Source organism: Acidithrix sp. C25, from assembly GCF_904848545.2.
This window is the reverse complement of sequence record NZ_CAJHCI020000001.1, coordinates 763,937-789,257: the sequence shown is the minus strand read 5'-3', so window position 1 is coordinate 789,257 and position 25,321 is coordinate 763,937. Positions and strand designations below refer to the sequence as shown.

The 25,321-nt window shown below is 49.0% G+C and carries 26 protein-coding genes and 2 pseudogenes; 10 read left to right on the top strand and 18 right to left on the bottom strand.

Annotated features, from left to right (window positions below):
* Positions 1–421: 421 nt before the first annotated feature.
* Positions 422–1,300: a formate/nitrite transporter family protein gene (locus ACIDITHRIX25_RS89990; protein ID WP_201732529.1), complete on the top strand. Its 879-nt coding sequence runs from the start codon at positions 422–424 to the stop codon at positions 1,298–1,300.
* A gap of 838 nt (positions 1,301–2,138) precedes the next feature.
* On the opposite strand, the gene ACIDITHRIX25_RS89985 is transcribed toward ACIDITHRIX25_RS89990, so the two are convergent.
* Together ACIDITHRIX25_RS89985 and ACIDITHRIX25_RS89980 are read right to left on the bottom strand one after the other, a co-directional pair.
* Positions 2,139–2,864: a CBS domain-containing protein gene (locus ACIDITHRIX25_RS89985; RefSeq protein WP_407071669.1), complete on the bottom strand. Its 726-nt coding sequence runs from the start codon at positions 2,862–2,864 to the stop codon at positions 2,139–2,141.
* Positions 2,844–4,184: pseudogene (locus tag ACIDITHRIX25_RS89980) on the bottom strand (chloride channel protein); the annotation flags it as partial. The gene ACIDITHRIX25_RS89985 and the pseudogene ACIDITHRIX25_RS89980, both read right to left, overlap by 21 nt.
* Positions 4,185–4,499: 315 nt before the next feature.
* Here ACIDITHRIX25_RS89980 and ACIDITHRIX25_RS89975 point away from each other — a divergent pair.
* From ACIDITHRIX25_RS89975 to ACIDITHRIX25_RS89965, 3 genes are all read left to right on the top strand, one after another.
* Entirely contained in the window at positions 4,500–5,027 is a 528-nt protein-coding gene (locus ACIDITHRIX25_RS89975) for a MarR family winged helix-turn-helix transcriptional regulator (protein ID WP_200891175.1), read from the top strand.
* Between the two features lie 339 nt (positions 5,028–5,366).
* Positions 5,367–5,825, top strand: a complete 459-nt coding sequence (locus ACIDITHRIX25_RS89970) for a MaoC/PaaZ C-terminal domain-containing protein (RefSeq protein ID WP_052604405.1) — start codon at positions 5,367–5,369, stop codon at positions 5,823–5,825.
* A gap of 84 nt (positions 5,826–5,909) precedes the next feature.
* A complete protein-coding gene (locus tag ACIDITHRIX25_RS89965) occupies positions 5,910–6,209 on the top strand; it encodes a hypothetical protein (protein ID WP_052604406.1) in 300 nt (99 codons plus the stop codon).
* A 590-nt stretch (positions 6,210–6,799) separates the two neighbouring features.
* Here ACIDITHRIX25_RS89965 and ACIDITHRIX25_RS89960 read toward each other — a convergent pair.
* Complete coding sequence (locus tag ACIDITHRIX25_RS89960; RefSeq protein WP_052604407.1) at positions 6,800–6,997, bottom strand: hypothetical protein; 198 nt, start codon at positions 6,995–6,997, stop codon at positions 6,800–6,802.
* Positions 6,994–7,512 (bottom strand): hypothetical protein, encoded by a 519-nt coding sequence (locus tag ACIDITHRIX25_RS89955; protein WP_052604408.1) that lies wholly within the window; start codon positions 7,510–7,512, stop codon positions 6,994–6,996. The genes ACIDITHRIX25_RS89960 and ACIDITHRIX25_RS89955 overlap by 4 nt, the downstream gene beginning before the upstream one ends.
* 731 nt (positions 7,513–8,243) lie before the next feature.
* Here ACIDITHRIX25_RS89955 and ACIDITHRIX25_RS89950 point away from each other — a divergent pair.
* Both ACIDITHRIX25_RS89950 and ACIDITHRIX25_RS89945 read left to right on the top strand, forming a co-directional pair.
* Complete coding sequence (locus ACIDITHRIX25_RS89950) at positions 8,244–9,350, top strand: IS1380 family transposase (protein ID WP_052604409.1); 1,107 nt, start codon at positions 8,244–8,246, stop codon at positions 9,348–9,350.
* Between the two features lie 60 nt (positions 9,351–9,410).
* Positions 9,411–9,647, top strand: coding sequence for a hypothetical protein (locus tag ACIDITHRIX25_RS89945; RefSeq protein WP_052604410.1), 237 nt, complete (start codon positions 9,411–9,413; stop codon positions 9,645–9,647).
* 643 nt (positions 9,648–10,290) lie between these two features.
* Here the strand turns inward: ACIDITHRIX25_RS89945 and ACIDITHRIX25_RS89940 are convergent.
* Both ACIDITHRIX25_RS89940 and ACIDITHRIX25_RS89935 read right to left on the bottom strand, forming a co-directional pair.
* Positions 10,291–10,635 (bottom strand): type II toxin-antitoxin system PemK/MazF family toxin, encoded by a 345-nt coding sequence (locus ACIDITHRIX25_RS89940; protein ID WP_052604411.1) that lies wholly within the window; start codon positions 10,633–10,635, stop codon positions 10,291–10,293.
* Positions 10,629–10,934: a hypothetical protein gene (locus ACIDITHRIX25_RS89935; RefSeq protein ID WP_152625830.1), complete on the bottom strand. Its 306-nt coding sequence runs from the start codon at positions 10,932–10,934 to the stop codon at positions 10,629–10,631. Before ACIDITHRIX25_RS89935 ends, ACIDITHRIX25_RS89940 begins: the two co-directional genes overlap by 7 nt.
* Before the next feature lie 148 nt (positions 10,935–11,082).
* Here ACIDITHRIX25_RS89935 and ACIDITHRIX25_RS89930 point away from each other — a divergent pair, with 148 nt between their 5' ends.
* Positions 11,083–11,280, top strand: a complete 198-nt coding sequence (locus tag ACIDITHRIX25_RS89930; protein WP_082058441.1) for a transposase — start codon at positions 11,083–11,085, stop codon at positions 11,278–11,280.
* 162 nt (positions 11,281–11,442) lie between these two features.
* On the opposite strand, the gene ACIDITHRIX25_RS89925 is transcribed toward ACIDITHRIX25_RS89930, so the two are convergent.
* From ACIDITHRIX25_RS89925 to ACIDITHRIX25_RS89915, 3 genes are all read right to left on the bottom strand, one after another.
* Positions 11,443–11,775 (bottom strand): type II toxin-antitoxin system PemK/MazF family toxin, encoded by a 333-nt coding sequence (locus ACIDITHRIX25_RS89925; RefSeq protein WP_052604413.1) that lies wholly within the window; start codon positions 11,773–11,775, stop codon positions 11,443–11,445.
* Positions 11,775–12,032, bottom strand: coding sequence for an AbrB/MazE/SpoVT family DNA-binding domain-containing protein (locus ACIDITHRIX25_RS89920; RefSeq protein ID WP_052604414.1), 258 nt, complete (start codon positions 12,030–12,032; stop codon positions 11,775–11,777). Before ACIDITHRIX25_RS89920 ends, ACIDITHRIX25_RS89925 begins: the two co-directional genes overlap by 1 nt.
* Positions 12,033–12,410: 378 nt before the next feature.
* Positions 12,411–13,874: an AAA family ATPase gene (locus tag ACIDITHRIX25_RS89915; RefSeq protein ID WP_052604415.1), complete on the bottom strand. Its 1,464-nt coding sequence runs from the start codon at positions 13,872–13,874 to the stop codon at positions 12,411–12,413.
* Positions 13,875–14,009: 135 nt separating this feature from the next.
* On the opposite strand from ACIDITHRIX25_RS89915, the gene ACIDITHRIX25_RS89910 reads away from it, so the two are divergent.
* Complete coding sequence (locus tag ACIDITHRIX25_RS89910; protein ID WP_213333399.1) at positions 14,010–14,276, top strand: hypothetical protein; 267 nt, start codon at positions 14,010–14,012, stop codon at positions 14,274–14,276.
* Between the two features lie 33 nt (positions 14,277–14,309).
* Positions 14,310–14,537 carry a type II toxin-antitoxin system RelE family toxin gene (locus ACIDITHRIX25_RS89905; RefSeq protein ID WP_052604416.1) on the top strand — a complete coding sequence of 76 codons (228 nt, stop codon included), beginning with the start codon at positions 14,310–14,312 and terminating at the stop codon, positions 14,535–14,537.
* Between the two features lie 492 nt (positions 14,538–15,029).
* Here the strand turns inward: ACIDITHRIX25_RS89905 and ACIDITHRIX25_RS89900 are convergent, their stop codons facing one another.
* From ACIDITHRIX25_RS89900 to ACIDITHRIX25_RS89880, 5 genes and pseudogenes are all read right to left on the bottom strand, one after another.
* On the bottom strand, positions 15,030–16,421 hold the full coding sequence (locus ACIDITHRIX25_RS89900; protein ID WP_201732527.1) for an NAD-dependent succinate-semialdehyde dehydrogenase: 1,392 nt from the start codon (positions 16,419–16,421) through the stop codon (positions 15,030–15,032).
* Positions 16,422–17,476: 1,055 nt separating this feature from the next.
* Positions 17,477–17,902 (bottom strand): annotated as a pseudogene (locus tag ACIDITHRIX25_RS89895) (ISL3 family transposase); the annotation flags it as partial.
* Positions 17,903–18,106: 204 nt separating this feature from the next.
* Positions 18,107–18,355 carry a helix-turn-helix domain-containing protein gene (locus tag ACIDITHRIX25_RS89890; protein ID WP_052605479.1) on the bottom strand — a complete coding sequence of 83 codons (249 nt, stop codon included), beginning with the start codon at positions 18,353–18,355 and terminating at the stop codon, positions 18,107–18,109.
* Between the two features lie 1,213 nt (positions 18,356–19,568).
* Complete coding sequence (locus ACIDITHRIX25_RS89885) at positions 19,569–20,171, bottom strand: chloramphenicol phosphotransferase CPT family protein (RefSeq protein WP_235347549.1); 603 nt, start codon at positions 20,169–20,171, stop codon at positions 19,569–19,571.
* Positions 20,099–20,362, bottom strand: coding sequence for a Txe/YoeB family addiction module toxin (locus tag ACIDITHRIX25_RS89880; RefSeq protein ID WP_082058442.1), 264 nt, complete (start codon positions 20,360–20,362; stop codon positions 20,099–20,101). Before ACIDITHRIX25_RS89880 ends, ACIDITHRIX25_RS89885 begins: the two co-directional genes overlap by 73 nt.
* Positions 20,363–20,376: 14 nt before the next feature.
* On the opposite strand from ACIDITHRIX25_RS89880, the gene ACIDITHRIX25_RS89875 reads away from it, so the two are divergent.
* Complete coding sequence (locus tag ACIDITHRIX25_RS89875; RefSeq protein ID WP_213333398.1) at positions 20,377–20,742, top strand: hypothetical protein; 366 nt, start codon at positions 20,377–20,379, stop codon at positions 20,740–20,742.
* Between the two features lie 787 nt (positions 20,743–21,529).
* On the opposite strand, the gene ACIDITHRIX25_RS89870 is transcribed toward ACIDITHRIX25_RS89875, so the two are convergent.
* The 4 genes from ACIDITHRIX25_RS89870 to ACIDITHRIX25_RS89855 form a co-directional block, all read right to left on the bottom strand.
* Complete coding sequence (locus tag ACIDITHRIX25_RS89870) at positions 21,530–22,444, bottom strand: hypothetical protein (protein ID WP_052604428.1); 915 nt, start codon at positions 22,442–22,444, stop codon at positions 21,530–21,532.
* Positions 22,445–23,174: 730 nt separating this feature from the next.
* Positions 23,175–23,561 (bottom strand): (R)-mandelonitrile lyase, encoded by a 387-nt coding sequence (locus ACIDITHRIX25_RS89865; RefSeq protein WP_201732525.1) that lies wholly within the window; start codon positions 23,559–23,561, stop codon positions 23,175–23,177.
* 139 nt (positions 23,562–23,700) lie between these two features.
* Positions 23,701–24,498, bottom strand: coding sequence for a nucleotidyl transferase AbiEii/AbiGii toxin family protein (locus ACIDITHRIX25_RS89860; protein WP_052604426.1), 798 nt, complete (start codon positions 24,496–24,498; stop codon positions 23,701–23,703).
* Positions 24,499–24,657: 159 nt separating this feature from the next.
* Complete coding sequence (locus ACIDITHRIX25_RS89855; RefSeq protein WP_052604425.1) at positions 24,658–25,035, bottom strand: hypothetical protein; 378 nt, start codon at positions 25,033–25,035, stop codon at positions 24,658–24,660.
* Positions 25,036–25,321: the final 286 nt, after the last annotated feature.

Genomic DNA, 25,321 nt, shown 5'->3' with positions numbered 1-25,321 from the left:
ACCTCGGTGCACTTTTTGCGTGCGAAATTGGCTACTGTTGGAAGAGCTTTGAGTTCCGTCAGATCCAAATCCAAGCTGCATGAGCGATATTTGTAGGTAACAACTATCTTGGCAGTTGCTATTTCTTAGCGCGTTCCAACTTCCTCACTTACCAAGAAGCTACTGCGAGTTCATAGCGAGCAGCGTGGTTACGGGCGTCATGGCTGTTTTCAGTCGACGGATAGCACAACAATTTTGATCCTTGCCAGATGTTCTCACTCGTCCCAATTGAGACGACACGACGAGAAGGCGAAGCGATAGGACTAGCCTTAACAAACAAGACCTAGGTAATACCTCGCCGTACGGTGGATCGTCCATTTGGAATCTTCAAGAGAAACCTACCACTGCGCATAGAGAAAACTCCTAATCAAAGGAGTAAAATATGTCTGATGAAAAGCTAGCAGCCGGGGAAAAGGCTGACAAGCGAGCACGACCAGCCGTTGGGTCCGACCCCGCCCTAGATGATTCTGTCGCTGAGGTAGAAGTAGAAGATACCTTCATTCGTGCGGTTGACGAAGGGCGTCGTCGAATTTTCCGCCGAATGGTGCCATTGCTGGCTACCGGATTTGTAGGGGGGATTGATGTAGGTACTGGTGTCTTGGCTCTATTGCTCGTTGAATACACCACTCACTCAAAGCTGCTAGCTGGTCTTGCATTTTCGGTAGGGTTTATCGCCTTGGCATTGGCTCGTAGCGAACTATTCACCGAAGACTTTCTAATACCGGTCTCTACTGTTATTGCTCGCCAAGCTCAATTTCGGGGTCTGATACGACTCTGGATCGGGACACTCGTCGGAAACCTCGCTGGAGGATGGATTTTTTCTTGGCTCATAATTGCCGGTTTTCCATCGCTGAGGTCACAGGCAATTGTATCGGGTTCCTACTACGTCGATCTTGGTCTTGGAATTAGGGCAATGGTCCTCGCGATTATTGGTGGAACCGTTATAACTCTCATGACCTGGATGCAGCACGGGACAGAGCAAACATCTGGGAAGATAGTTGCCGCTGTAACTGGAGCCTTCTTGCTCGGTGCCGCTGGCCTCAACCACGCGATAGTGAATTCCCTCCTGATGTTTGCCGCATTGAATACCGGGCATGCTCCATTTGGCTATCTCCAATGGGCAGAGACGGCAGGATGGGCTGCTATTGGCAACATTATTGGTGGTGTTGGCCTGGTAACGCTCTTGCGCATCGTCCAAGTCCCTCATACCTTGAAGGCGGAACGAGAGCATCCAGCCCCGGGTGTTCCCTTCCACGAGTAAGAGCCTCGCGATAGGTTCTCTATAGCGTCGATATAAGGCGACACCAGGGTCGCCTTCGGTCAATCTGATTTTATCGATTCGCAAGTGCCATATATAATTAACAAGCCGAATGCAAACGCGATCAGAGCACAATGGAGTCTTTGAGCTTTGATTCTGCGTTAGTGTCGTATGGTAGTTCACAAACTACAGATACGATTCGGGGTTTCTAAAGAGACGAGCCTGCAAAGTAGCAGGTCAAAATCGTTCTACGCAGCGTACCGTAGCACCTGAACGCAAAAGTGCAGATCTAGACGAAGAGATCACGCAACTCCTTAGAACGTTTGTCCTAGAACACAAAGCTCAAGGTTACAAAAGAGCATATCGCTACGTCATAGACAAGGGATACTGAGCCTACCAAAAGAAAGTGGTCACCCAGTTCTCCTACGTACGAGGTTGATTAAAGGGATGTTGATGCAGCAATCGACAGGAGGCAGTTGACGCTAAAATTCAATCTTTTGGTTGTTCTGATAATCGGTTCCAGGAAGGCAATACAGTTAGATACTTTCTAATTGAGCTCATTTTAAATGTGAGACGGTACGGTGTCATGGACCTTTGCTCGTGATTGTTTAGTACATTGCAAATATAGAGTACGGAGTTCTCCGGTGGCGAGGACTCCGTACTACACCCGAAACTATGGCGGTCCAGAAAATCCCATTTGACTGTTGTCTCGTCGCTAACTTTGATTTCCTTAGATTGGGGAAATCCAGCGCAGCATTGGATTTAGCATGGAATTCATCAAACAGCTACCAATTCAGGAAGCCCTGTGGCGCTCGGGTTATTCTTGCCAGCTAGCCTGATCCTATAAGGACCTTTTTTTCGAATTAGGCGCATTGTCTTCGCCGTGCAACCGTTGGAGCAGTGCAACTGCTTCCTCAGCCGCCACTATTGCAATCACAATGTCGCCTTCAGAGATCTCAGTCGACCCTGATGCGTAACTTCGAACACCTTTGTGCTGCACTGATACCACCACACAGCCAGGAGGGAGACCGGCATCACGTATTATGTGGCCTATAACCGGTGCCCCTTTGCTAACACGTTCTTCAACAGCAAGGACACGAGTCGTGAGGTCATAAGCGTAACCGACCTTGGAATTTAGAACTTCGTGGTAGCCAGTGACGAGATCGCTAGCGGAGATAATACCCACAATGCGCTGATCCTCGCCTGTGACCGGCAACCATCCCAATCCTGATTGAAGAAGCAGCTCAAGGCCTGTATCGAGTTTGGCCGACAGAGGTATGGTAGGGCTGGCAAAGTCGATCGACCCTTCGATCTCGGCTTCGGGAGCCGCAGAAGAAATCTCTTCGAGACGCTCGGTCCTCACTGTACCCAAGTATTTCTCGTCACCATTTACAACAGGAGCACCTGGCAAGCCAGCTTCGCGAAGTACCCTGAGAGCCTCAACAACGCGCTGGTTGTTTTGGAATTTAACAACTGTTGGATGAACTAGATCGGCTACCTTGAGGGAAGTTAATAATGGTAGCCCGAAGGTCGGCGTCCTTGCTGGCGAGTCGGCCCTGGTACTCAACTGCGAACGGTAAATACTATCATCGGAACGCCCTACGATGAACCAGGCGATGGCAACAGCAATCATGGCAGGCGCTAGAAGGCTAATATTGCCCGTCATTTCACCCACCATTAGCATCACGGCAATAGGAGCACGTGAAATTCCTCCAAAGACTGCCATCATTCCAACCACTACAAAAGCGGCGGGATCGTGGCCAATGCCGGGAGCCCAGGGTTGTAGCAGATGCCAGATGGCAAGCCCGGTAAATCCTCCTATAACCATACCGGGGCCGAAGACTCCACCGGATCCCCCACTTCCTATGGAGAAGGCTGTTGCTGCAATACGGGCGATAGGAAGCAAAATGATGATGTAAAGGGGCACGTGAAGAAGGTCAGAAGAGAGACCCTTTTGGATCCATCCGTAACCTGTTCCCAAGACTTCGGGCAACCATAGCGCAATCAACCCGGTTAGGAGAGCTCCAAGCGCTGGTCGTAGCTTCTTGCTGAATGGAAGCTTGCTCGCTAGTTTGACGATACCATAGAAGGACCGGGAATACAGAAGGCCAACGCCACCAGAAACCAACCCAAGGACCGCAAACCAGACCAGTTGGACTGGCTGAGTAAAATTGTATCCGCCTGGGATACTGAACAAGGGTTGATAGCCATAAACCGCCCCGAAAATCGCATATGCGATGATAGACGCCAGCATACCGGGCAACAAGGCTTCGAATTCGAAGTCATCCTTATAAACAATATCCGCGGCGAGTACCGCTCCTCCAAGCGGGGCGCTAAATATTGCACCAATACCCGAACCGATCCCAACAGATACCGCTATTCGGCCGTCCTCCGGCGATAGGTCAAGCACGCGGGCCAAAAAGGACCCGAAGCCGGCGCTTATCTGAGCTGTTGGGCCTTCACGACCTCCGGAACCTCCCGAACCAATAGTGACGGCTGACGCGATAATCTTGACAACGACTGCGCGTAGGCGAATTCCACGGGGGTTTCGGTTAATGGCGTCAATCGCCGCATCCGTACCATGGCCTTCTGCTTCTGGAGCCCAGGTAAAGACGATGAACCCGGAGATCAATCCTCCAAGTACCACGACCAACGGAATAGCCCAGGCCCTGAGATAGTGTCCCGAACCCGAAACGTTCCCTTCGCCGGCTGGGGTCGGAACTTTGTAACTAGCAAGGTATCCCAGAAAGAAGTGCGTTGCGAGCGTAAGCGCTTCGAAGAACAGTACGGCACCCAATCCGGCAATAATCCCGATAACTGAAGCCAATATCAGCCATTTGGGCAAATACGACATCGCTTTGATCCGGCTCGAAAGATAGCTTTTCATGCCTTGCCACCTCGGATTCTAGGGTCGGGAGATCTCGATAAATGCGAACACAACGCGCTGACGACGAGGCCGTCATTGTTTTTCGCCTTAGCGCCTCTTTGACGCGGCGATTGATGTGCGACGGAGGTCGTTGGGAAGAGATTTCTTAAGCCATCAACGTTCAAAGCAATGTGAGATACTTCAGGCGTCTCCCTAGTTACCTTCTTCATTTTCTTATCCTCAATCTCTTCTTCTTGGGTGCGAAACGAATACCAGACCGTTCTCTGAGGAAATTTACTTGCATATGGCAAGTATAGCCATATACAATGAATGCTAATGACAAATATTGCTAACCAGGAATCGTTAGATGCTGGAGAGGAACTGGTCGACGCGGTCTTGGCGGCCAGCCGTGCCCTAGTCGCAGTGGCTGCACGCTCGCTTGCCACCGTTGACGAAGAGGTAACCCTGGTCCAATATAGGGTCCTCGTCGAATTGGCTGCCCGTGGGCCTCAGAATCTGGCAGAGCTTGCTACAGCGCTCGGAGTGAGCCCTTCGACCGCGACAAGAATGTGTGATCGGCTCGTGCGAAAGGGTTTGATCGAACGTCGCAGGACTAACACTGACCGAAGGATAGTCCGAGTTTCACTTGCCTCGCCGGGACGCAAGATCGTTACTGAGGTAACTAGAAAACGCCGCACAGAACTGGAAGTGATCCTGGCACGTTTACCCTTAGTGGACCGCCAAACTGTGTTAGTTGCTCTGCGGGCATTCGCTGATGCTGCCGGTACCGTTGCGGAGAAGAAGTGGCCGCTCGGGTGGAATGTCGAGCGTGATTTGCTGGTTGCTGACCCCACCGAAGAGTAAGAACTATCCTTGCCAATGTTACTAGCTTCAACCGACCTTCATCTCGATGCAATCATTTTCGACCAATACGTAGGGCGCAGAGGGTACTCTCAGCTTGAGCATCGGGTTCGCGTGCCGCTAAGTGAGCCGCCATCCAGAGCGGTTGTGGCCTGCACCCAGAAATGCTACGAGATATTACCCAACCAATATTTGCCGCCGTGTAACTGTCGAAATGGAGCAAGGAATGCACTGCACTGCAGCGCAAGTCACATTATTTGCGAAAATTCTAGCGATCGGACAGGCCCTACCAAGGTGCTACAAGCCAAGGCAAATTAAAGTTAAACAAGAAGGAGAAAACCAATGGCAATATATTTTGATGATTTTGAGGTGGGCCAAACTTTCGTTGGTGGCGGTCGGACCTTTACTGAAGCTGAAATAATCACTTTTGCCCATTCATATGATCCACAGGCGATGCATATTGATCGCGTATATGCTGAAGATGGGTCTTTCAAAGGTCTCATTGCGTCCGGATTTCATACGCTCAGCATCGCCTGGTGGCTATTTCTCAAGCTGGGCTTAGTGGAAGGTTCTATGAAGATTGGGATTGGCGTCGATGAGGTTCGGTGGAAACGACCAGTGCGACCTGGAGATACCGTTGCGCTCACCGTAGAGATTATTGAAAAAAGTTTGACTTCGGCCAATGATAGCGGACGGGTGCATTTTTCACACACTCTCAAGAATCAGGCAAACGAAGTGGTTTTGACATATAACAGCTTGCATTTAATCTGGTTAAAAGGGTACGGTAAGAGTGAGAGCTGACCGCCATGTGTAAGTGGAAGGCTCCTCATTGCTTGATCCATTGGAACCATGGTTACTATAGATAAGTAGCTTCCAAGTTTCGCCATGCCGGTAACCGGGATTGACAACTTTGACACCCACCGCGTAGAAATTGCAAAGGCCGATATGTGCACGGTCTACCACCCCGCCATGCTCGGTGCCAATGCCTGTATGGCAGAGACAGTGGAAGATCGAAACCATTTGGTGGCCTCGACACCGAAGGCGAGCAAACGCGCCACTGCGTTTCGAAGTACCCTATTGCCAGCAACAGCCTCGCGCCTTTACTCAAAGTCTCTTTACAAGACCGACGTCACTACTACCGTGCACTTCGCGCTGCTGCATGACATCCGGCATTCTTACCTTTAGATTTTTGCCTCGGCGAACTTCGGTTTCTTGGGTTTCCTTACGGAAAAGCTACAAGACTAATTCGTGAGTTCAATACGAAATCTCCTACCCTGCCACTGCTGCACCCCTACTTTGCCCTTATACGCCTTACTCGCTCATGCCGCCTTAACAAGAGACCCGTCTGGCCTGAAACGACCGACCAGCCAGAGTAATCAAAAGGCATTTATTCTGCCTTGGTTGTGATGTCATCCATAGGGATTTCGATGCGTCATCGCATCGTTGGCTTTTACTCATCTTCGTAGAACTTACCGAAGGAAGTATCTCCGTCCCCTAAAAGAAACGCTCATCATCTTGGCTCAATAACAACGCGGCTCGTGCCGGTTTGATATCTCTTTGTCGTAAGTTGATATCGAAAGAGCCAGCGAGCTAGAGGCATTTCTCCTCATCTTTCATATTGCATTGCTTGACTGGGAAGCTCAAAAGGTCGACCTATGGTTAGCATTCATAGCACACGGTTCCCTGATCAGATTAGGCTTGAACTTTCTTGACCTGAAGGAAGTGACGAGAACTCTTGTTTATCTAGGGTATCTAAGATCTCTTGACACTGGAAATTAATATAGTTTAAAGCTGGGTTTAGCCCTAGTGGCAAAGGGACGCTTGTCATAGGTTAGGCTACCTTCTGATTTCCATCTCTGAAAGCTACGCAGTGACAGTCCGAGTTCCTTGACCGCTAGTTTAAGCCTAGCTCCGCCGTTATGAGCTTCCTCAATAAGTTCTACTGCAAGTAGGCGATCTGAGGGAAAGGTCATTCGACCTCTTTGTCCCCCCATATCGCCTGGACTTTTTCCCGCAGCACCAGCAGCGCTGTCTTTTCTGCGAGTGCCTTCTCTTTCCTATTTAGCTCTGACTCCAGCTTCTTAGTTTTTATTTTCACGCTAGCTAATTCGGATCTGTATTTAGCTATAGCTTCACCGGTTTTATCATTCGCCTTTGAACAGGTAATACGCCAGTCGTTTAGCTCTTCTTTCAAAATTCCCTTAGTGCGAAGGTATTCTTCAAGTTGCAACTCAGACATGGCAGCAGTCTCGAGTACGGCCCGAAACTTATCCTCTGAGCTCCATAAACTGGCTGGAGTTCGCTTAGTTGGATCTTGGCGATCTATCTGGTCCTTTAATTCACGATTCCAGATGTAGATAGTTGTCTTTGGTATCTGGACTTGTTTAGCCAAATCGGCGATTGCACCTCTGGGTGCATTGGGATCTGACAACAGCTCCCTCAGCCTCTTGACAACAGCTTCTTTTTGATCCTTTGGATAAGGCTTCATCGTGTTCGATCAAAGTTCTCGCCCTGCATGGTTGGTATTCTATTCGAATAAATGCCAACTATCTTGACACCTAGGGATCCTTACTCTACGGGGAGATGGTCATGAGTGCAATTATTACAAGGTAATTACCGATGTTAGTAGTATGTTGGGAGTTGCGATGGACAACTTTTTGCGACCTGATGATTCTCGAGAGTCGGTAAAAGTAAATGGATTACGGGATATGCGATTTTGGTGGGCCATAGTTTTATTTGGTGGCAATGGTTTACTTTGATGCATAAGTCCAGGAATTGTTACTACTAGGAATGGCCATTGCGCCTTCCGGTTACGAATCTATGTTATTCCTATTGGCGACACCCTGTATGGCAAATTTCTAACAACCCTTGAGTTATGCAGCCTACATATTATATACTTTCCTCGCGCTGGAAGTGAATCTCGAACTCGTGCAGTCCTGGCTCGATGATCTCGATCATAATTATTATGAACAAGTTGTCGCTGCTTGCTCTGTGACCGAGGCCCACAGTTGCGGCGCCCGTTGGTAGATACAGGGAAGACATCACGTCACAAAAAAATGAAGGAGTTGCGTCCAGGCTCTAAAGGGTATTCCGAGTTAACCTGGATCCACCGAAAATTTAGCCGATCGACTTTGATTTAGACATAGAAAAGGTGCTCTGACCTGGTAGAATGATGTTTGAAGACACTTCAAATCCATCAGTTCAAGGAGCACCTTTTAGATGCAAGCATCTACTAGTGCTTTAGAGTGTTTGATAGTCACCTTTGACGATTCGAACGCAGTTTCCAACAGTGGGTTAATACTCCCTATCACCCTTGCTGAGAGACTTGGCCTTAGGGATCTCTTTGATTTACACATTGACCTAGAGGATCGTCCTGGACGAGCAAATGTTGGCAGAAAAGCTATGGCTATCGTCGCATCTATCTTGGCCGGTGGTGATTGCATTGATGACACTGCAATCCTTGAAAGCCCAAAAGCGCAAGTTATCCTTGGTCAGATAATGCCAGCACCATCTAGGTTTGGTGTCTTCTTGCGTAGTTTTGAGACCAGTGACATCGCAGATGTTGAACGAGTTGCAGCTTTGTTGCTAAAACGAGCCTGGCTAGCTGGAGCAGGTCCAGGTGATGAGTCACTCACCATTGATGTTGATTCCACGATATGTCAGGTATATGGAAACAAAAAAGAAGGAGCTGGATTTGGTTATACCAAAGTAAGGGGGTATCACCCACACCTAGCAGCTGTTGGTAAAACAGGTGACATTCTTGGAATAGTGACACGTGAAGGCAATGCCAATACCGCCCGTGGTGCCGGAGAGTTTGTAACTCAGGTAATCAACAATGCGAGAGCCGCTGGAGCAACTGGTGAAATAACCATGCGTTTTGACTCTGGGTTCTACTCAAGAGCCGTTAGAGACGCAGCTAGTGCGGGTGATGTGCGCATTTGCATTACAACACGGATGTCAAAACGATTGAAGCAGGTTATTGCAGCCATACCAGAAGAAACATGGACTTCAATTCCTTATTGGCTTGAAGGTGGAGCTGATGTAGCAGAAGTGAAATATCGCGCATTTGCAAGAGATAGACAAGACGTTCGTCTTATCGTACGAAGGGTCAAGCCTACTCCAGGGTCTCAGCTGGCACTATTTAGTGACTATGACTATCACGCATTTATTACCGATCGACAAGGCGAAACGCTTTTCCTTGAGGCTGATCACCGAGCACATGCCCAGATCGAACTAGTCATCAAGGATCTCAAAGGAGGTTCTAGGCGGAATCATGTTCCATCCAGATACATGAACGCTAATGCCGTTTGGTTGGCTCTGGTCTAATTAGCCATTGGTGCAATTGCACACAACCTGGCACGGTGCAATTGCACACAACCTGGCACGGTGCAATTGCACACAACCTGGCACGGTGCAATTGCACACAACCTGGCACGAATAGGTGCTATTACAGAAACTGTAATAACCACACCAAAGCTTCGACGGTGTTACTTTCAGATCGCAGGACATATCACTCGTTCAGCTAGAAAAGTAATACTGCATCTTGAAGAACACTGGCACTATAAGGATAAGTTCTTAGAGGCTCTTGATCGGATCAGAAAGTTTGAGATCGCCATCACCTGAACATCTGGTTACCTAACACACTGAATATTACTTGAAGGAACTGCTCTAGAAGACAAGGGATTAGGTCACTATACCCAAAATGAGATTTCACAATCTCAAAAATGACCAAACAGGCTCAACCACAAAGGGATTAGGTCATATTTGGCACTCTGAAACCAGATTTAAGCCATAGACCCTCCGTCAAACCTAAATCAGTTCCTAAAAACCGACTTGAAGTCACACCGAAGGGCTCAAGCTGGTCCATTTCTGTGGATTCAGGTTAAGTTGCGCTAGTCCCAAAACTGCAGGCCGATACGCACAATCTTCTGGTCGAACCGCGAACCCACAACGGGATCTATGTTGTTAGCCACGAATTCAAACGTGAGAGGACGTCATTGGACGTTGGTGGACATTGCACTTCGTCCGGCGAGCAGATTTCGAGGCTGATGGACGTCCCTGGACGTTCTGGAAACACTCTCAAGGTGCCAGATCGAACTCCGGGCGGCCCACTATAAGGCTCTGAACGTTCACGCTTGTGGCGCCCAACGATTGCCGTGTTCAAGATCGAAAATCGAAGAAATTTGAAATTACCTCCACCAAGTGGACGAACTCGTCATGAAGCTCACTTTGGGAGTGGCAAACGTTTCCTGACACCAATTAACACTCAAAGCCCAAGGACCTCCCGTAGGCCATGATCGATGCGTTCGAGAGTGAGTGGTCGCACACGGCCAGTACGGCGTCCGAGCTCGGACTTGTCCAATGTGACAAGGGCCGTCACGTTAGCCACCGATGCGCGCGTCATCCCCGCCTCGCCCTCGGCGATGTGCACGTTACCCGGCATATCACCGAGGTGGAGTGTGCTGGTGAAGGTTACAGCCACCACGGTGGCCAACTTGCTCGAGTTATAAAGGTCATCAGACACGATCAAAACGGGTCGACGCTTCGCGGGTCGCGACCCTTGTGGTTCTCCTAAGTCCACCCAGTACACCTCCCCTCGCTGAATCACCACCTCGTGCCGTCGTCCTTTGCCAACAGACGGTGAGCCGCGGTTGTCGAGAATTCATTCGTGTCGTCATTGACGGCGTCGACCACTGCGTTAATGCGGTCAATCACGCCAGCCGATGAGTTAGCCGCTTCTAGTTCCTTCTCTACTGCACCGGCAAAGAACGCCGAACGACTGGTACCCAGTTCCTTAGCGCGGCGCGTCGCACGGGCATACACCTCAACAGGAACCGAGATAGTTGTCTTGACGTATTGATTGGACTTTGTCATATTCAACGTGTAACTGGTAACACTCAGGTCTCGCAACCTTCGCTGTCAACTCCCCGAAATTGAATAGTGGCTTTACCTTGGAACGAACTCAGGTCTAACCAATTGTCTAGCTGGAAGGCTCCCACTTTATCAATCCACCACTAACGCGATTTTTGTATCCATGACGTAGCTGGAGGCAAATTTCATGAAGTCCAAGAGACATACCCCAGAACAGGTGTTGAAAAAGATCGCCGAAGGGGACAAAATGCTCAATGAAGGTGCAACTGCAAGCGAGGTTGCCTGGAGCTTTGGTGTTGCCGAGGCGACCTGGCACCGATGGAAGAGCACTTACGGCGGAAATAAAGGCAACGACGTAAAGCGTCTCAAGGAACTCAAACATTGAGAACTCCTCTCTAAAAAGAATCGTAGTTGACCAGACCCTTGATATTGCGATACTCAAGGAGGTTACTCAGGCAAACTTCTAACCCCGAATCGACGCCGCAACCTTAAACATTTTCAACGAGCCACTGTTTCAATGGCAAACTTAGAAGGTCTGCTGTTTCTCTCATTCAAATATCGGAGCAAGCTTCGCCAGCACTTCGTCGAGAACTGATCCTGGAACCTTTTCCAACCAACGGGCATTAGCGGCTCCTAAATCAATAGCACACGGCTGATCACACCTGACTATTCCGTTGGTACTCGTTCCTGCATCCTGGAGTGACACAGCAAAACCCGCCGTCCTGGAGAAGTTACCTCCTGTTGTAATGGGCAAGACTATAGGGACCCTAACGACTCGATTAAATGCAGTAGCTGATACCACCAATACGGGACGTGTGCCTCTTTGTTCATGTTCCAAAGTTGGGTCAAGCGACACAAGGTAGATATCGCCACGTTCCACTAAAGTAGCTCGTTCCCTACGGGCTCTGAATCAAGCCAAACCCGGTCTTCTTGAGATAGTTCCACTGATCCATCACATTGAGCTAGCAATTCTTCCAAGGTGTATCGTGCTCGCGGAGCTTTTGTAATTACTAGCCGATCGTTATCTATTTCAATTCCGACAGTCTCACCTGAATGTAGGTGTAATAGATCGAGGAGAGCAGGGGGAACGGCAAGCATGACTGACCCTCCGACCTTACGAAGATTCGTTGTATACACTACGCTCCTTTTTCAAATTAGTTATATGAAAGTATAATACATGGTAAACCTAAAGAACCTACTAAACTCAACCGTTATGGTCTTTACTGGGAATAATGCATGAAATTGCGCCGGAAAGTCCCGTCCGTAAGGGCGGGGAGTATTTCACCATACAACTCCTCGAATCGGAGAGGTTACGAATAACGAGACCCAAAGTACCTATCTCACGGGCTTCATTTATCGTTCAAGGAATACGTGGGAACCGTTAGGTGTCAAGATGGGAGGATAAAGCGGCGAACTGCAAAATCAAAAGCGCATCGGATTCAAGGCGTTGGCAACAATATCGACCTTATTGGTTTATTTACGCTAAAACTGCTTGCCGAGAGTTCAAAGCCCACATCACTCAAGCAAAAGTGCCACAATTGGCGCAGGAATTGCCCATGCCGGATGAGAAGTGTCCAATATTGTACGTGTAGCCACAACTCCCAACGAAAAATAACCCTCGATTGACCTTGCCTCGGCTCGCCAACCAGTCGACACCCACTTCGATTCCATTGGAACGCTTTGCTTGACACCAGAGGGACTTGGAATTGGAACCTTTGAAAAGTCGATCTCCTTGCCACTTCCAGTCCGAAGATAGCCAATTGCATCGTCGGATTCCCAACGTCCCGTTTGCAAATCATCGACTGCCCTAGCTACCGAAACCGCAAGCGCCGCTTCAGTGAGACGAGTAAAGTCTGGCGAAGGAATCCCAGACCTCAGACGAGGACCAATCCACGAGAGCAGTGGATCAGCCAGATACATCTTGGACTGCGAACCTCTTTTGCGATTCCCATCCACATCGATCTGGTGACACCAAAGCGCCGCATAGGCGTGTGTAAGTCGATTCAAACGAACATCGAATCCGTTGCCATCGGCGTAACCCAACTCCTCCGCCAAAGTCTTCCTAGAAAGAGGGGAACTGCAATGTTGTTCGATCGTCGAAAGCAGCCGTGGAACCGAGTCATCGTGGGCATCGGGATCAACATCGCGGTGCAACCACGACGCAAGATCTTCTAGAAACGAGTCGCTCACCGCCCCCGTGTTATGGTTCTCGGCTACAGCTCGTGGAAACCCGCCCGACGTTAAATAAGACTGCCACGCGAGATCGAGTTCGTCTACGAATGGTTCGAGTGTTTCTACGATACGAAGTGCGTCCGGGGATTGCAACTCCCACGGACGTACTTTTTCAAAGGATGGATTCAGGCGATTCGTAGCGATCAGTACATCACGTAGCGACATCGGATGAAGTATACGTGAACGCCGATTGGAACGTTCCCCCGATCGACCCGCCATTAGATCTCTCTTGACATTTGAGCTATCATCCCACGATGACCCCGTACACACAACGGTGTCGTTACCAAACGGAGTATTGTCGCGTTGATATTTGAGCTCCGCCGTCCAGCCTTTAACCGCGGTCACCTCGTCGAGGAGCCAAATTCGCCGACGCTCTCCCATTGAACGTGTGAGTTCACGACCGAGACGGACCACTCGGCGCAGGTCGGCTAGCGTCATACCATCGAGTGCAACGTAGATGAGTTGGCGCGGATCGATGTCACTTCGTCCGCAAAGTGTCAATGCCGTGTCTTTTAGAAGGACAGACTTTCCGACACGACGAGGACCTCGAAGAACGATAAGTTTATCATCCACGTCTCCGTTGGCGACATCGTGAAGGAGGTTGGATCGATATCCCAAATCAAAGGACTTTCGCGACACAAGAGAGCGATCGTCCAACGCCCACCCATCAGGATCTCGCCCGGCTGCGGCCGCTTGCCACCATGGGTTGTTCTCACGAAGTCGAGTACGAATTTCATCGTCGCGCATGATTCTACGCTAATACCACCCCCCCTGTTTTAATGTTGTATCACATTAAAACCCCCCCTGTTTTGATGCGATGTCGCATTAAAACCCCCTGTTTTGATGCGATGTCACCCATCCGATTTAGATTCAATCCAAATTTTGAATACTTCTAAATACTCTGTAGTGAACACTGCAATAACACAACCGGATAGAGTCCCATTGCAGTCTTGGGAATTACTGCCACGCCATCCGCCAGGGCTTCGACTCCCCGGAGCCTTCGCTGCGAGCCTTGTCCCCCACGCCGGTCGATTCGGACTACGCCGCAACGATGGTCTCTCTTCTTCGTTGGCTGCTCGACCTCGTCGGCGACAAGGAGGCGGCAAAATGGATGCAAGAGGCGCGGGACACACCGTTCGAAGCTGCTAGCGCTAAATTAGCCTCACGAAACAGGCGCACAACATGAGTGAACGAAAGCGAACCTACTCTAGTCCGGGGGCCTTCTGTCGGGCGCTCACCGACAAACTCAAGACGGATCCACGCGGAAGCAACTTCGAACCCTTAAAGGCTTTCTTGGGATCTGGCGATTACGCGTTGGCGACTACCGAGCTATATGCAATCGACGACGACCAACTTATCGTCTTAGTGGTGGAAATCGGTATCCGAAGTGAAGTGTATCGAAACTTCTAACAAATATCCGCACAATACTCCTCTTTGCATAAAGCGCCACCAGATGACCAGGATTCGTGCACGTTTTCGCACTGGAACCGATGAATCAAGGAAGTGCTCTTAGGCATTGCTATGGCTAACTTCACGGTTCCGGGGTGAACGCTACCCAGCCAAGTAGCTACCAAATAGCTAACTAAATGATCGAGGTGCAAATGGTGCGCTTCATTCCACCGCAGGATCGCGCACCATGGTTTCGGGTTATCTCGCCAATAAAATCAGATGACCACACTTTGGACTTCCAATTTAGAAAACTAATTGGCAATCACGAATAACATTTAGCTTCCGAGATCGAAGACGGGTAACAGAATCATCTCGATATCGTCAACCACGCACGCATGATGACAGGCCAACAACTGCCAGTCTCGGCTATCTCACGACAGCGACGTAAAGAAAAAACGGCGTAACTCCATCGACGCAACTGCAATAAAATACCGAGACCAGCTCCTATATCACCTAGAAGGGTGCGTCGATATCAACGACGCCGACCACCTTATTAGTGACGAATTCGCGGATGCCGAATTCGGTGAGTTCGGTTCCGAAGCCAGAGTTCTTCACACCTCCAAATGGGATGTCGGCTCTAACTACAGTTGGGTGATTAACAAAGACCATGCCTGTCTCTATTCGCCGGGCGACACGCTCTCCACGGACCACGTCACGAGTGAACACCGACCCGCCCAATCCATAGATGGAGGCATTCGCAACGGAGATCGCTTCGTCTTCGTCGGCGACACGGAAGACCAAGCTCACCGGACCAAAGAACTCGGTCTGATACGCCGGGTTATCCGGCTTCACATCGGTGAGGATGGTCGGTTGGAAGAACGCTCCCTGCTTAGGGACTGCTTCGCCTAGCCTCTCTGCGGTCGCACCACTGTCGATAGCCGTCTTCACCTGCTCGGCGAGCATATCGACTGCACTTTGCGTGCTCAGCGGAGCAAGTTGCGTGACTGGATCATGCGGATCACCAGCGCGCAGTGCCGCCACTGAAGAACGGTACTTGTCCATGAACTCGTCGTATACTGCATCCACAATTATCAGCCGCTTTGACCCACAGCACACCTGCCCGGCGTTCCAGTGCCGCCCCATTACCGCCCATTTAACGGTCTTGTCGATATCGGCGTCCTCGAGAACGATGAATGCATCCGAACCACCGAGCTCCATCGTGACCTTCTTCAGGTTCTTACCAGCAGCGGCGCCCACGATCGTGCCGGCGCGCTCACTGCCAGTTAGCGCAACTCCTCGCACCAGTGGATCTGCCAGAATGTGATCGGTAGAGGCAATCGATATGAATAGGTTGGTAAAGACGCCATCGGGAAGCCCAGCATCATTGAAGAGTTTCTGCATTGCCTGTGCCGCAGCCGGCACGTTCTTCGCATGCTTTAGTAAGACAGTATTTCCGGCGAGGATCTGTGGAGCAGCAACGCGCACAACCTGGTAGTAAGGAAAGTTCCACGGCTCAATGCAATAGATAACTCCGAGCGGTTCGAATACAATCGTCACAGTACCCTCTTTAGCGCCCTTGACCTCAAGGGGCTTATCCTTAAGGAAACTTTCGCCGTGCTCGGCGAAGTAGTCGAAGATGTCGGCACAAAGTTCTACTTCAAGCTCTGCCTCAGCGGATATCTTTCCCATCTCTAACGTCAGCACATCCGCGAACATACGCTTATCAGCTCGAAGTATTTCTGCTGCTCGCGTCATGACCTTCGATCGATCTGCGAACCCGGTGGTACGCCAATTCAAGAACGCCTCGTGAGATTTCAGGATTGCGGCGTCGATCTCAGCATCTGACGCGTATGGAAAGCTCTGCACTAGCTTATTTGTATATGGATTTACCGTCTGATAAGCCATTTATGCCTCTTTCTGTTGTGCTTGGCACGGGAGGCAGGACATCTATTTCGGTGAGAAGCCCTCAATGCATCTATAGCTTTGACGCTAGTGCCTTCCTGAAATCTTACGTTACCGATGTGCGTGACCTTGGCTTTTACAGTTGGCGGAGAGATCTATCGGGTAGAAAAATATTTACATTTGTTGAAGCGTCAAGAATTGCTGGATTGAAACATTGTCGGTTTCTAAAACCTTCCTTTGGGTACTTATGATTCCACAAAGGCCGCTAACAATCTTTTAGACGCAAATGCCCTTGTATTTGAAACCACCTTTTTGTAATGAATGAGAACATCTATGAGTGAATTCAACCTCGTAAAGCGTTTTCGATAACAACGGAACCAAGTGACTTATGAGCAATATTTCAGCCGAATTCAATCAACGACTGATTCGCCCGAGATCACTCTCATGCTGTTCAAAAGTCCGGTGTTGCCTATATACAAACTAAAGCTGATCATCACTTATTTGTGTAATTCCTGACCAAAACTACCGTCGAGTACTTTTATCGGGCAACCTATAGCAATATACTATCTGGTCATATAGATTCAGATCGTGAGATAAAAGTCCCATAAGATATTAAATACTCTCACCAATATCTAAAAGAATAAACCCACGTCTTCATTACTTCAGATCAACTCAATCTGAGAATTTGACGCTTCCGCGAGCTCAAACTCGCCAACCTATTGATTTAGCTAGCATGTCCGTAAATTTTTTTCCCTCGGATTAAGTCTACCCAGTCAATTCAAATCTTCATAAAAATTACCCATAGGCCCAATCAAACATCATTAAAAATTGCTAAATATCGGTAACTTTATAAATCGCAACTGCTGGTGGGCCAGCAAAGCTACACATCAAATAGTAAACGTAGACTTTCGGGCTCTCCTAACATAGATGTGGATCAAGCAACCCTTTCGTAGGGGAGCTTGAGATCAATCGGACCGCATGAAAGCATCACCAAGCCAAGTGTTGATTTTGCAGAGTGAAGACCATAGCATCTAGCAATGGCGGATCTAATTTATTGTTTAGACCCTCAAGCCTTCCGTTGGAGACACCCTTTTCAAGCTAGGGGGCTCAATAGCAGCCATAATTCCATCTTTATGGGTTCGAATTGTCTTTGATAATCTGACAAAGCTAGGTATCTGTGCTCGTGAAGCACGAGCACACCAGGAATCCAAGAACTCAGCTACTTCGTCATTGGATAATCCACTACCGAATATCCCTCTTAGGGATTCTTTCATCTCTAAGGGCTTTAGAAGTATTGCAGCGGTTGACTTTATTTGACGTAGAGTCTCATTTTGGCGTTGAGTCAAATCACCAGGATTCTTTAGTAATGCCCATCTTGCACTCACAAACCTACGGGCGTAATCTGGAGTAGGAAGTTTTCTCAGTTGGCGCCATAGGTCGCATCTTACCTCCTCCAGGGCCTCAGTGCCCAATTTAACGACATGAAAAGGATCGAGGTTGCGACCTAAGTATCTGGTGTGCGATCAGCGAAAGCTTTAGCAAAAGCTGGTCCCATGTCCATTGTTGCTACTTGTGTGAGAGCTTGGAACGTTGCGAACCAAGCTCACATAAGAACCCATCTAGACTCTTAGCGCTTTTTCCTTCTGCTCCATAGACGATCTTTCCAGTTTCATGATCTGTTACGGGCTCTAAATAACTTGGGTTATGTACTTATGGTGTTTACGATAGGCAATCTCATCTACCCCTATTATTGAGAGCTTCTCTAGTCGCTTTGGATCGATCTCTTTGGCTACTACTCTCTCACAGATCGTACCAACTGTTTTCTGAGCAATCCGGGTGAGCTTCGTAACTGTTGTTTTATCCATCTTTGCGGTTGAGCCGGCAACTAGATGTTCAAAGTCTCTCGTGAAGCGAGATTTACGATACCGGTCACCCAAATGGCACTGACTCAGTGATTACTCCATAATTGGGGCATTTCGGTCTCCGTAGGGCACAAGAGATCCAAGTACGACGTATTCCCATGTCAAGATGTCTCCAGCGAGAGTTGATAAGTTCTGATGTCGTAGCGGTATTTTGTTTTGAATTTACGGCTTATTCAACAACACTTTGGACATGCGAGCTTGGATCGTGCAAGTTTGACATCTACAACAATTTCATCTTTTGAGATAAAAATATCGTTGACAATGACACCTTTAACGTCAAGCAACTGCTTGACTAGAGAGTTAGCGTGCACGGTTAGATCTCCTAAATCTGTGTGTTAGTAACTTCAAATTTAGAGGTCACAAACCGTGCACGTTTCATTCAATGCTTTTAAAGACCCAAAAGTTCTTATCGTGCTGGCGTTACTTATCGGTTATGGGGTCTTGGTGACCCACATGAGGGTTAGGAGAGCCGACTTTCGTCCAGGCGCGTCATGGTGGATCGGTCCAACATGCCTAAACATTTCGCCAGTCTCGATCGATCAATAACCGTAAATGTCTGGATAGTTGACGCATCTGCCTGCTTTCAGATTAATGGTAACTTTGCTATTTTGAGCCGTTTTTGACTCTCCGATTTCTCGGCGACAATGGTTATTTAATCTTCGCCGATCGGTTCGCAAGGGAATATTGAATTGTACATAAACGCGAAGCGCCTATACACCATTCAACAATCTTTGACGACTATCACGAACGGTTTGCTACTGCTGCTACCGACTAAATCAAATAGTCATTGAAGATACTTGATGGAGCTGGCGGGACCTCATTTGATGGTCCAGAATTTATGTTATTTTTGGACCAAGTTGTTTTTAGGGGCTAACGACTCCAGGGAAAACGCTAGAGCAATTTTGTTATTTGGTAATAGCGGATGACTGAAAGAGCCTGTCCCTGGCTTACTCCGGGCGAAACGGATAGCCTTTTGGACTTCACAATAATTTCCTCCATCTACGTTATGGATACCAAGCTCGTATTAATAGCGGATCGTTAAATAGGGAGCCTTCCAATTGCAGTTCAGGAGATTGGTCGCGAGCGCGTAACGACTGGTTATATCGCGGGATGCCTACCAGATTCGAGTCTGGGGAACTGGTACCACCAGAGGTACCGGAAAGCCATCCGTTGTCAGCATTCCTTATGGGCACCAGCACGTGTTGGCAGATCTTTTCGTGTTCAGGCATCACGAAGTGACGCGAAGAGTAATCCGGCGAGCGCATTCCAAAGCGGAGTAATCGGTAGTATCGACTTCGATGTCGCACATGACCTCCTCATGCACTGCAAGTGCCTGTGCCATTGCCATTCCCTGAACGCGATCGGATCGGGTTATTTCGCGCATGGCAGCCGCATTCGGGTCGCAGTGAACTCCGATCCACAACACGTCAAGACCGGTCAATGCGCCTTGCAGTCGTCGTTGCCCTATACCTCCGGTCAGAAGGACTTCATCGAGAATTAACGATGCACCGTTATGAGTCATGAATGCCAGGCCTGCGTACCAGACGTCCTCGAGGGCTCGGAACTCGGGCTGGATGGTCACGGTGCCGTCCGATTCGAGGACCAATCCCGATCGGGGATCGTCACCTCTACCAGGGAGCGCCTCGATCAGGGCGTCCACTCCGAAGGTCAACCAAACTTTGGGCAAGATGTCCTGAAGGGCTCGCGCAATCGAGGACTTTCCTGAGCTCGAACCGCCATTCAGCACGATCACCTGGGTCATGACTTCTCGAAGTGATAGTAGGACTGAAGGAGCAAGAGGTCCGCGTCGAACAGTTGGCAGACGAACCAATGCCCCTTGGTGATTCGCTGCGACCAGGTGCCAGGTATCTCGTGCCTGAGCGGTTCAGGTTCGCCGATCCCGCTTGTTCGGTCGTACAAGGCATCGTCGAGCAAACATTTGATTCGTCTGGAATTATCGCGCTCAGTCTGCTGACAATATGCGTGATCCTTCGAGCCTCGGGTTGTAAAGATCGGCCTCATGCCCGATCGAGTTGGTGGTTGACGCCTTTGCTAGGGAGAGTCGCCTCCTCGGCATCGAGCAGGCGGTAGTGTCGATGACGTTTCCTCCGACAGTGAAAGTCCCAACAAAGGGGCCGGATCCTCCCGATGGCTCCGGACGTAATCTCGGTACCGCGCCTGGCGTTGTTGGAACTGGTAGACGGCATCAAGGAGATCAGTACTTGCATAGTCGGCTTGGGCGAACTTTTCCAGCTGCTTCAGCATTTGGGCTGATTGGACCCCTCTTCCTGCTCATTAAGGGCTGGAAAACGTGTGAGGAGGTCCTCACGGGACCGGCGAGACCGCTTTTGGCCCAGACGGTCATGGTCGGGAGTATAGGTGCTACGACAGTCCTGGTCTAAGCCGAGGTGTAAGCGCGCAGCCAAGGCGAACGCCACAGTGTAAAGCTAAGGTCGATCCGACCTTAGCTCGATTATACGAGAATGCGCTCGACCTAGAGTGGACTGCATGGATTTTTAGGTACCGACTTTTCAACGACTTGCGATCACCAAATCCTAAATCTTGCGAGCATTCTACGCCTAAAGTCACCACCAACATTAATGTACCTGAAATTTAGTATTAGCTCTCTTAAGTCGTCGAATTATATTTATGCATAAACTTTCCATTGCTTCCCGTTTGTAGTCACGTTCGCAAGCGTTGTTAGTCTCAATTTGGCGCATTAAAAGCTTCCGTTAGTTCCTCAACCGGTGAAATCGGCTGCAGATTACCCATCGTACTTTTTCCTTAGCCCGATAATTTGTCCCTTGGGAACCATTAGATCAAAGGGTTGGACGCTCTACGTAAAGAATCTCTTTTACAATAGGCGCACGGTATCAGATTCGGTTAGCGTCATTACCGCCAAGACGAGAGCCACTTCTCCTTTTTGACGCTCTCATAACGAGCTCGGACGATCGTATTTGCAGACAAAGGGCCACGTGTTCTAAATCACCGTGGTCTGCATCACGAGTGCGCCACTAGCCTAAAATATCAAAAGAGCCCCGAGCAATTTCGCTGATCAAGCTCTGGCATTTAGCACCTGACCTATATTGGTAATCTTCTTGAAATACTGCTTGGACTTGTGCCCTTTGGATTTTCAAAGGCTTTTCTACACTTGGGTATGACTGATACGCTCACATAATAGAAGGCCAATCAACTAGGAGCCTGCATTCTAAATGCTTGTTTTGTTTGGTCGAATTGCCAATATTGCGCAGTAACCGTGCCTGAGGCGCAGTCGGGGTTGCAGTTGTTGTAGGTACTTCTGATTTCGGTGCCTACAAAGGATGGATTACGGGCTAAGACATTTGTAGGAGTGGCTTTTCCAAAAGGGTAAAAGTTAGCATATTGCCAGCTTGATATCGAGACAGGTGAGGTTTGGATTACGAAGGCTCCAGGAATATTGTCGGCAAAGTCTAACGGGATCAAAAAGGTAGGCTTTCGATTATTCGTTACATCACCAACCGTGATTCCTGGTGAATATGAGGCAGTCACCATCCACGGAAAGCTGGGGTCAACAGCGGCAGGTTCATCAGAAGGTCGAGCGAGTTCGGCAACTACAGTCCATTGCCCCTGCTGGTAAGCCATAACTTTGACGTTGAGTGAATTCGGGTCATAGGAAAAGGCTGCCAGTGCAACTGGGGTCTGCCCATCAAGTACTGCCGGACTCAATATGAAGCCATGGTAGGTGATCTGTGCCGCACTCGCAGCGCTCGATTCGGTGCCAGACAGATTTCCTACGAACGTCGTCAAAGACTTGGCCACCGACGATGAAGGCGGGAAGGTGGTAATGGTCGACATATTGGTTGCGACAGAGGTAGTTGTAGTGGTAATCAAGGTGGTAGAGGTAGATTTGACGGTATCAGACCTGACAGCGGCTTGATTAGTCGCTTTGGTACTTTGAGCAGTACTTTTCTTTGAACTTTTACTCACCGTTGTTTTCTGTGATTTTGAAGATGGATTCGAGGCGATGATAGCAAAGGTTAGGAGGATGAGTGCCACGACTGAGCCGACAATCATAATCACCACCTTAGTCCCACTGTTGCCCTGCTTTAAAAGTTTAAACGTCATCTCTCTGCCTCCTTGGTGCTCTTTGGGCAACAGTAATATAATAGAGCGGTAACCCAAAGTTGATTTTTAGATCACATGCATCAGCACTGGTGAACCTCCCCGCCCTTACGGACGGGGATTCTGGCTCCGTATGTTTGGTTGGGGTTACCTAACATCGCTTCCATCATGCCACCGCGACCGACTGGTCTGGTGCTAATGAATTAGCACTGGTAGATGAGTTCGCTAGTTTCGGCTTGCTTGTCTGAGATGTCTCAGACAAGGCCCGGTTCTGGGCACTACTTCGGGCTCTGGCCTTACGGCACTGCACCTTTTGGTGTGACTTGCGTTGATTGGGTGGGTATGTTCACGGTGGCAGTTTCGCAAGAAAAGCCGTTGATCACCGAAAGCCGTTCCGGGTCAAATTGTGGGTCACATTCCGGGTCGCACACTTAATCAAACGCTTTGACATCAAACGCTTTGACTCATACCTCGCTTACTGCACCATTTGACTAGTTGGCTACCATTTTCGGTGAAGCGAGGTTACCCGGATTTAGTATTTTGAAAAATTTCCATCGAATCTATATCCCACTCACAAGTTGCATCACTAACGGATACGTCGTTTAAGATACCAAACCCTATGTCGAGTTGCGGTTTGTGTTCCGTTGGTTGATTCAGCTTTGGAGCCCCAAGAATGCAACTTGCAAACTCCAAAGGCCAATTAATTTCGCATTTGTAGCTGCCCTAACCTTGACTACTTAGAAGGACCGAAGTATTGTGCATCCGTGACGTGTTGTCCCCAAGTCGCTTCACCGATTGTCATAGAGATGTGCGTCATATAGTAATCCGGCGTGGCACCATGCCAATGTAATTCTCCGTCGCCTGAAACGACTACGTCACCGGATGTAACCTCTAGGACCTCGCCATCGTGTGCCTGAATGAGACCCTTGCCCTCGGTAACGTATAGTGTTTGGCCTCCGCGATGGGAATGCCAAGCCGTCCTCGCACCTGGGGTGAAGTGGACGGAGCCAACCGATAAAGGCGAGAGTTCACCACCATTAGCAAGACGATCTAGATAGACGTCACCGGTGAACCAGTCAGATGGTCCCTTTATGGTTGGCTGCCTTTTGTTCAATTCCATAGTTTTTCTCCCTAATTAGATGCCCGCTTGTCACATGCGCATCTTGCAACCTTGAAGCGACATATATCTTCTATCGCTAATAGAAGATATATGTCGAACACAGCTTCTAGGCAGCAAGTAGCCTGAACTTCTATGGAACCTATGGGGCGGTCCCCTCGAGTTCACCAATAGCTGCTTCTGCCACACCGATGACCACTTCTAAAATGTCGTGTACATATCGTGGCTCACGGATAAATGTCTGGATTTGAGCATCAAGAAACCGTGACATCTCTTTCTGGAATCCACTAACCGTGAGCGGTTTTCTAAGCAGCGCAACCCTTTCGGCCAACTGTTGGAGAAAACGAGCATAATCGAGATGATAGTCGTTTATCTTGGAGCGCACAAAGTCGCCATTTAGTAGGACTGCATCCTGGGCGAGCATATGAATATCCCATAGGTCCCTAGGCTTGACATGGTCGCGTGCTCCGAGCGCAACGATCTTGTCTGCCAGAATTTCCACTTTAGATTCGACTCTGAGCATGAGAGACCTGTAGCCAAATGAGACATTGTTGGAAATAACTTGAATTGGTCGCACTTCGCCGGTACAGGAAGAAATCCTTGCCACTTCAAGGTGAATGACATAATTCTGTTTCAGAGACCTATCAAAGTTTGGCAGCAAAATCTTTGACTTCCATCGGCTGACATGCACACTGTCATTTCCATTAGGAAGGTATTCATCTACCTCCGCCAATAGCCCATACGTAGCCCCCACGTTGTCTTTTAGCCGTTCCATAAAAGGCTTCATTTGGGAGGGATCAAAATCTAGTCCACCAGCAAAATCTAAATCCTCGGAATAAAGAACTCCGCCGTAGCAAAGGCGCAGTGCTGTTCCGCCCGTCAAGACCAAGGTTGACGCACTCCCACTTTGAAGTAGCGCCTGAAGGATTTCGTAGTGCAAGTTCGATAGTGTCGTAAATACATTGCCGTTGTCCCCTTTGAAGTAGCGCCTAAAGGATTTCGTAGTGCAAGAGTTCCTTCACCACCGCGGGTACGCTCGCCTGCCTTTCCCTTGCGATCTCCTGAGCCATCTCAAGCAATGAAGTAAACTCGGCTGCCATCATGATACCGTGGTTTCCATTAGCTCAACCATCGTTAGGTTGCGCTTGGTGAAACGTAGGTCTTCATATGCACGTTTTGGAGTTGCGACATGAATATCTCTGCTCCTATCGAAAACAATCTCTGGTGATCGTACCTTTCGCGACGTGTGAGTAAATTCAAGCACGCAATATGGTGTGTAAAATACGGAGCTTCGTCCTGTGGACATAAGCGTATATCTCTGCGCTATCTGCGAAATCCATCCTGCATCGGACAGTACCGATTCGAGAGAGAGGTATGAAAAATCAAATGGTCTAATGATGGATGCCAAAGCGAGAAGGGGCTCAGCTGGCATACTTCTTGCTCTGGGATTTACATATATCCCACGAGCGATACGCACGATATTGGGCTCTCCTAACCCTCATGTGGGTCACTAAGACCCCATAACTGATAAGTAACGCCTGTACGATAAGAACTTTTGGGTCTTTAAAAGCATTGAATGAAACGTGCACGGTTTGTGACCTCTAAATTTGAAGTTACTAACACACAGATTTAGGAGATCTAACCGTGCACGCTAACTCTCTAGTCAAGCAGTTGCTTGACGTTAAAGGTGTCATTGTCAACGATATTTTTATCTCAAAAGATGAAATTGTTGTAGATGTCAAACTTGCACGATCCAAACTCGC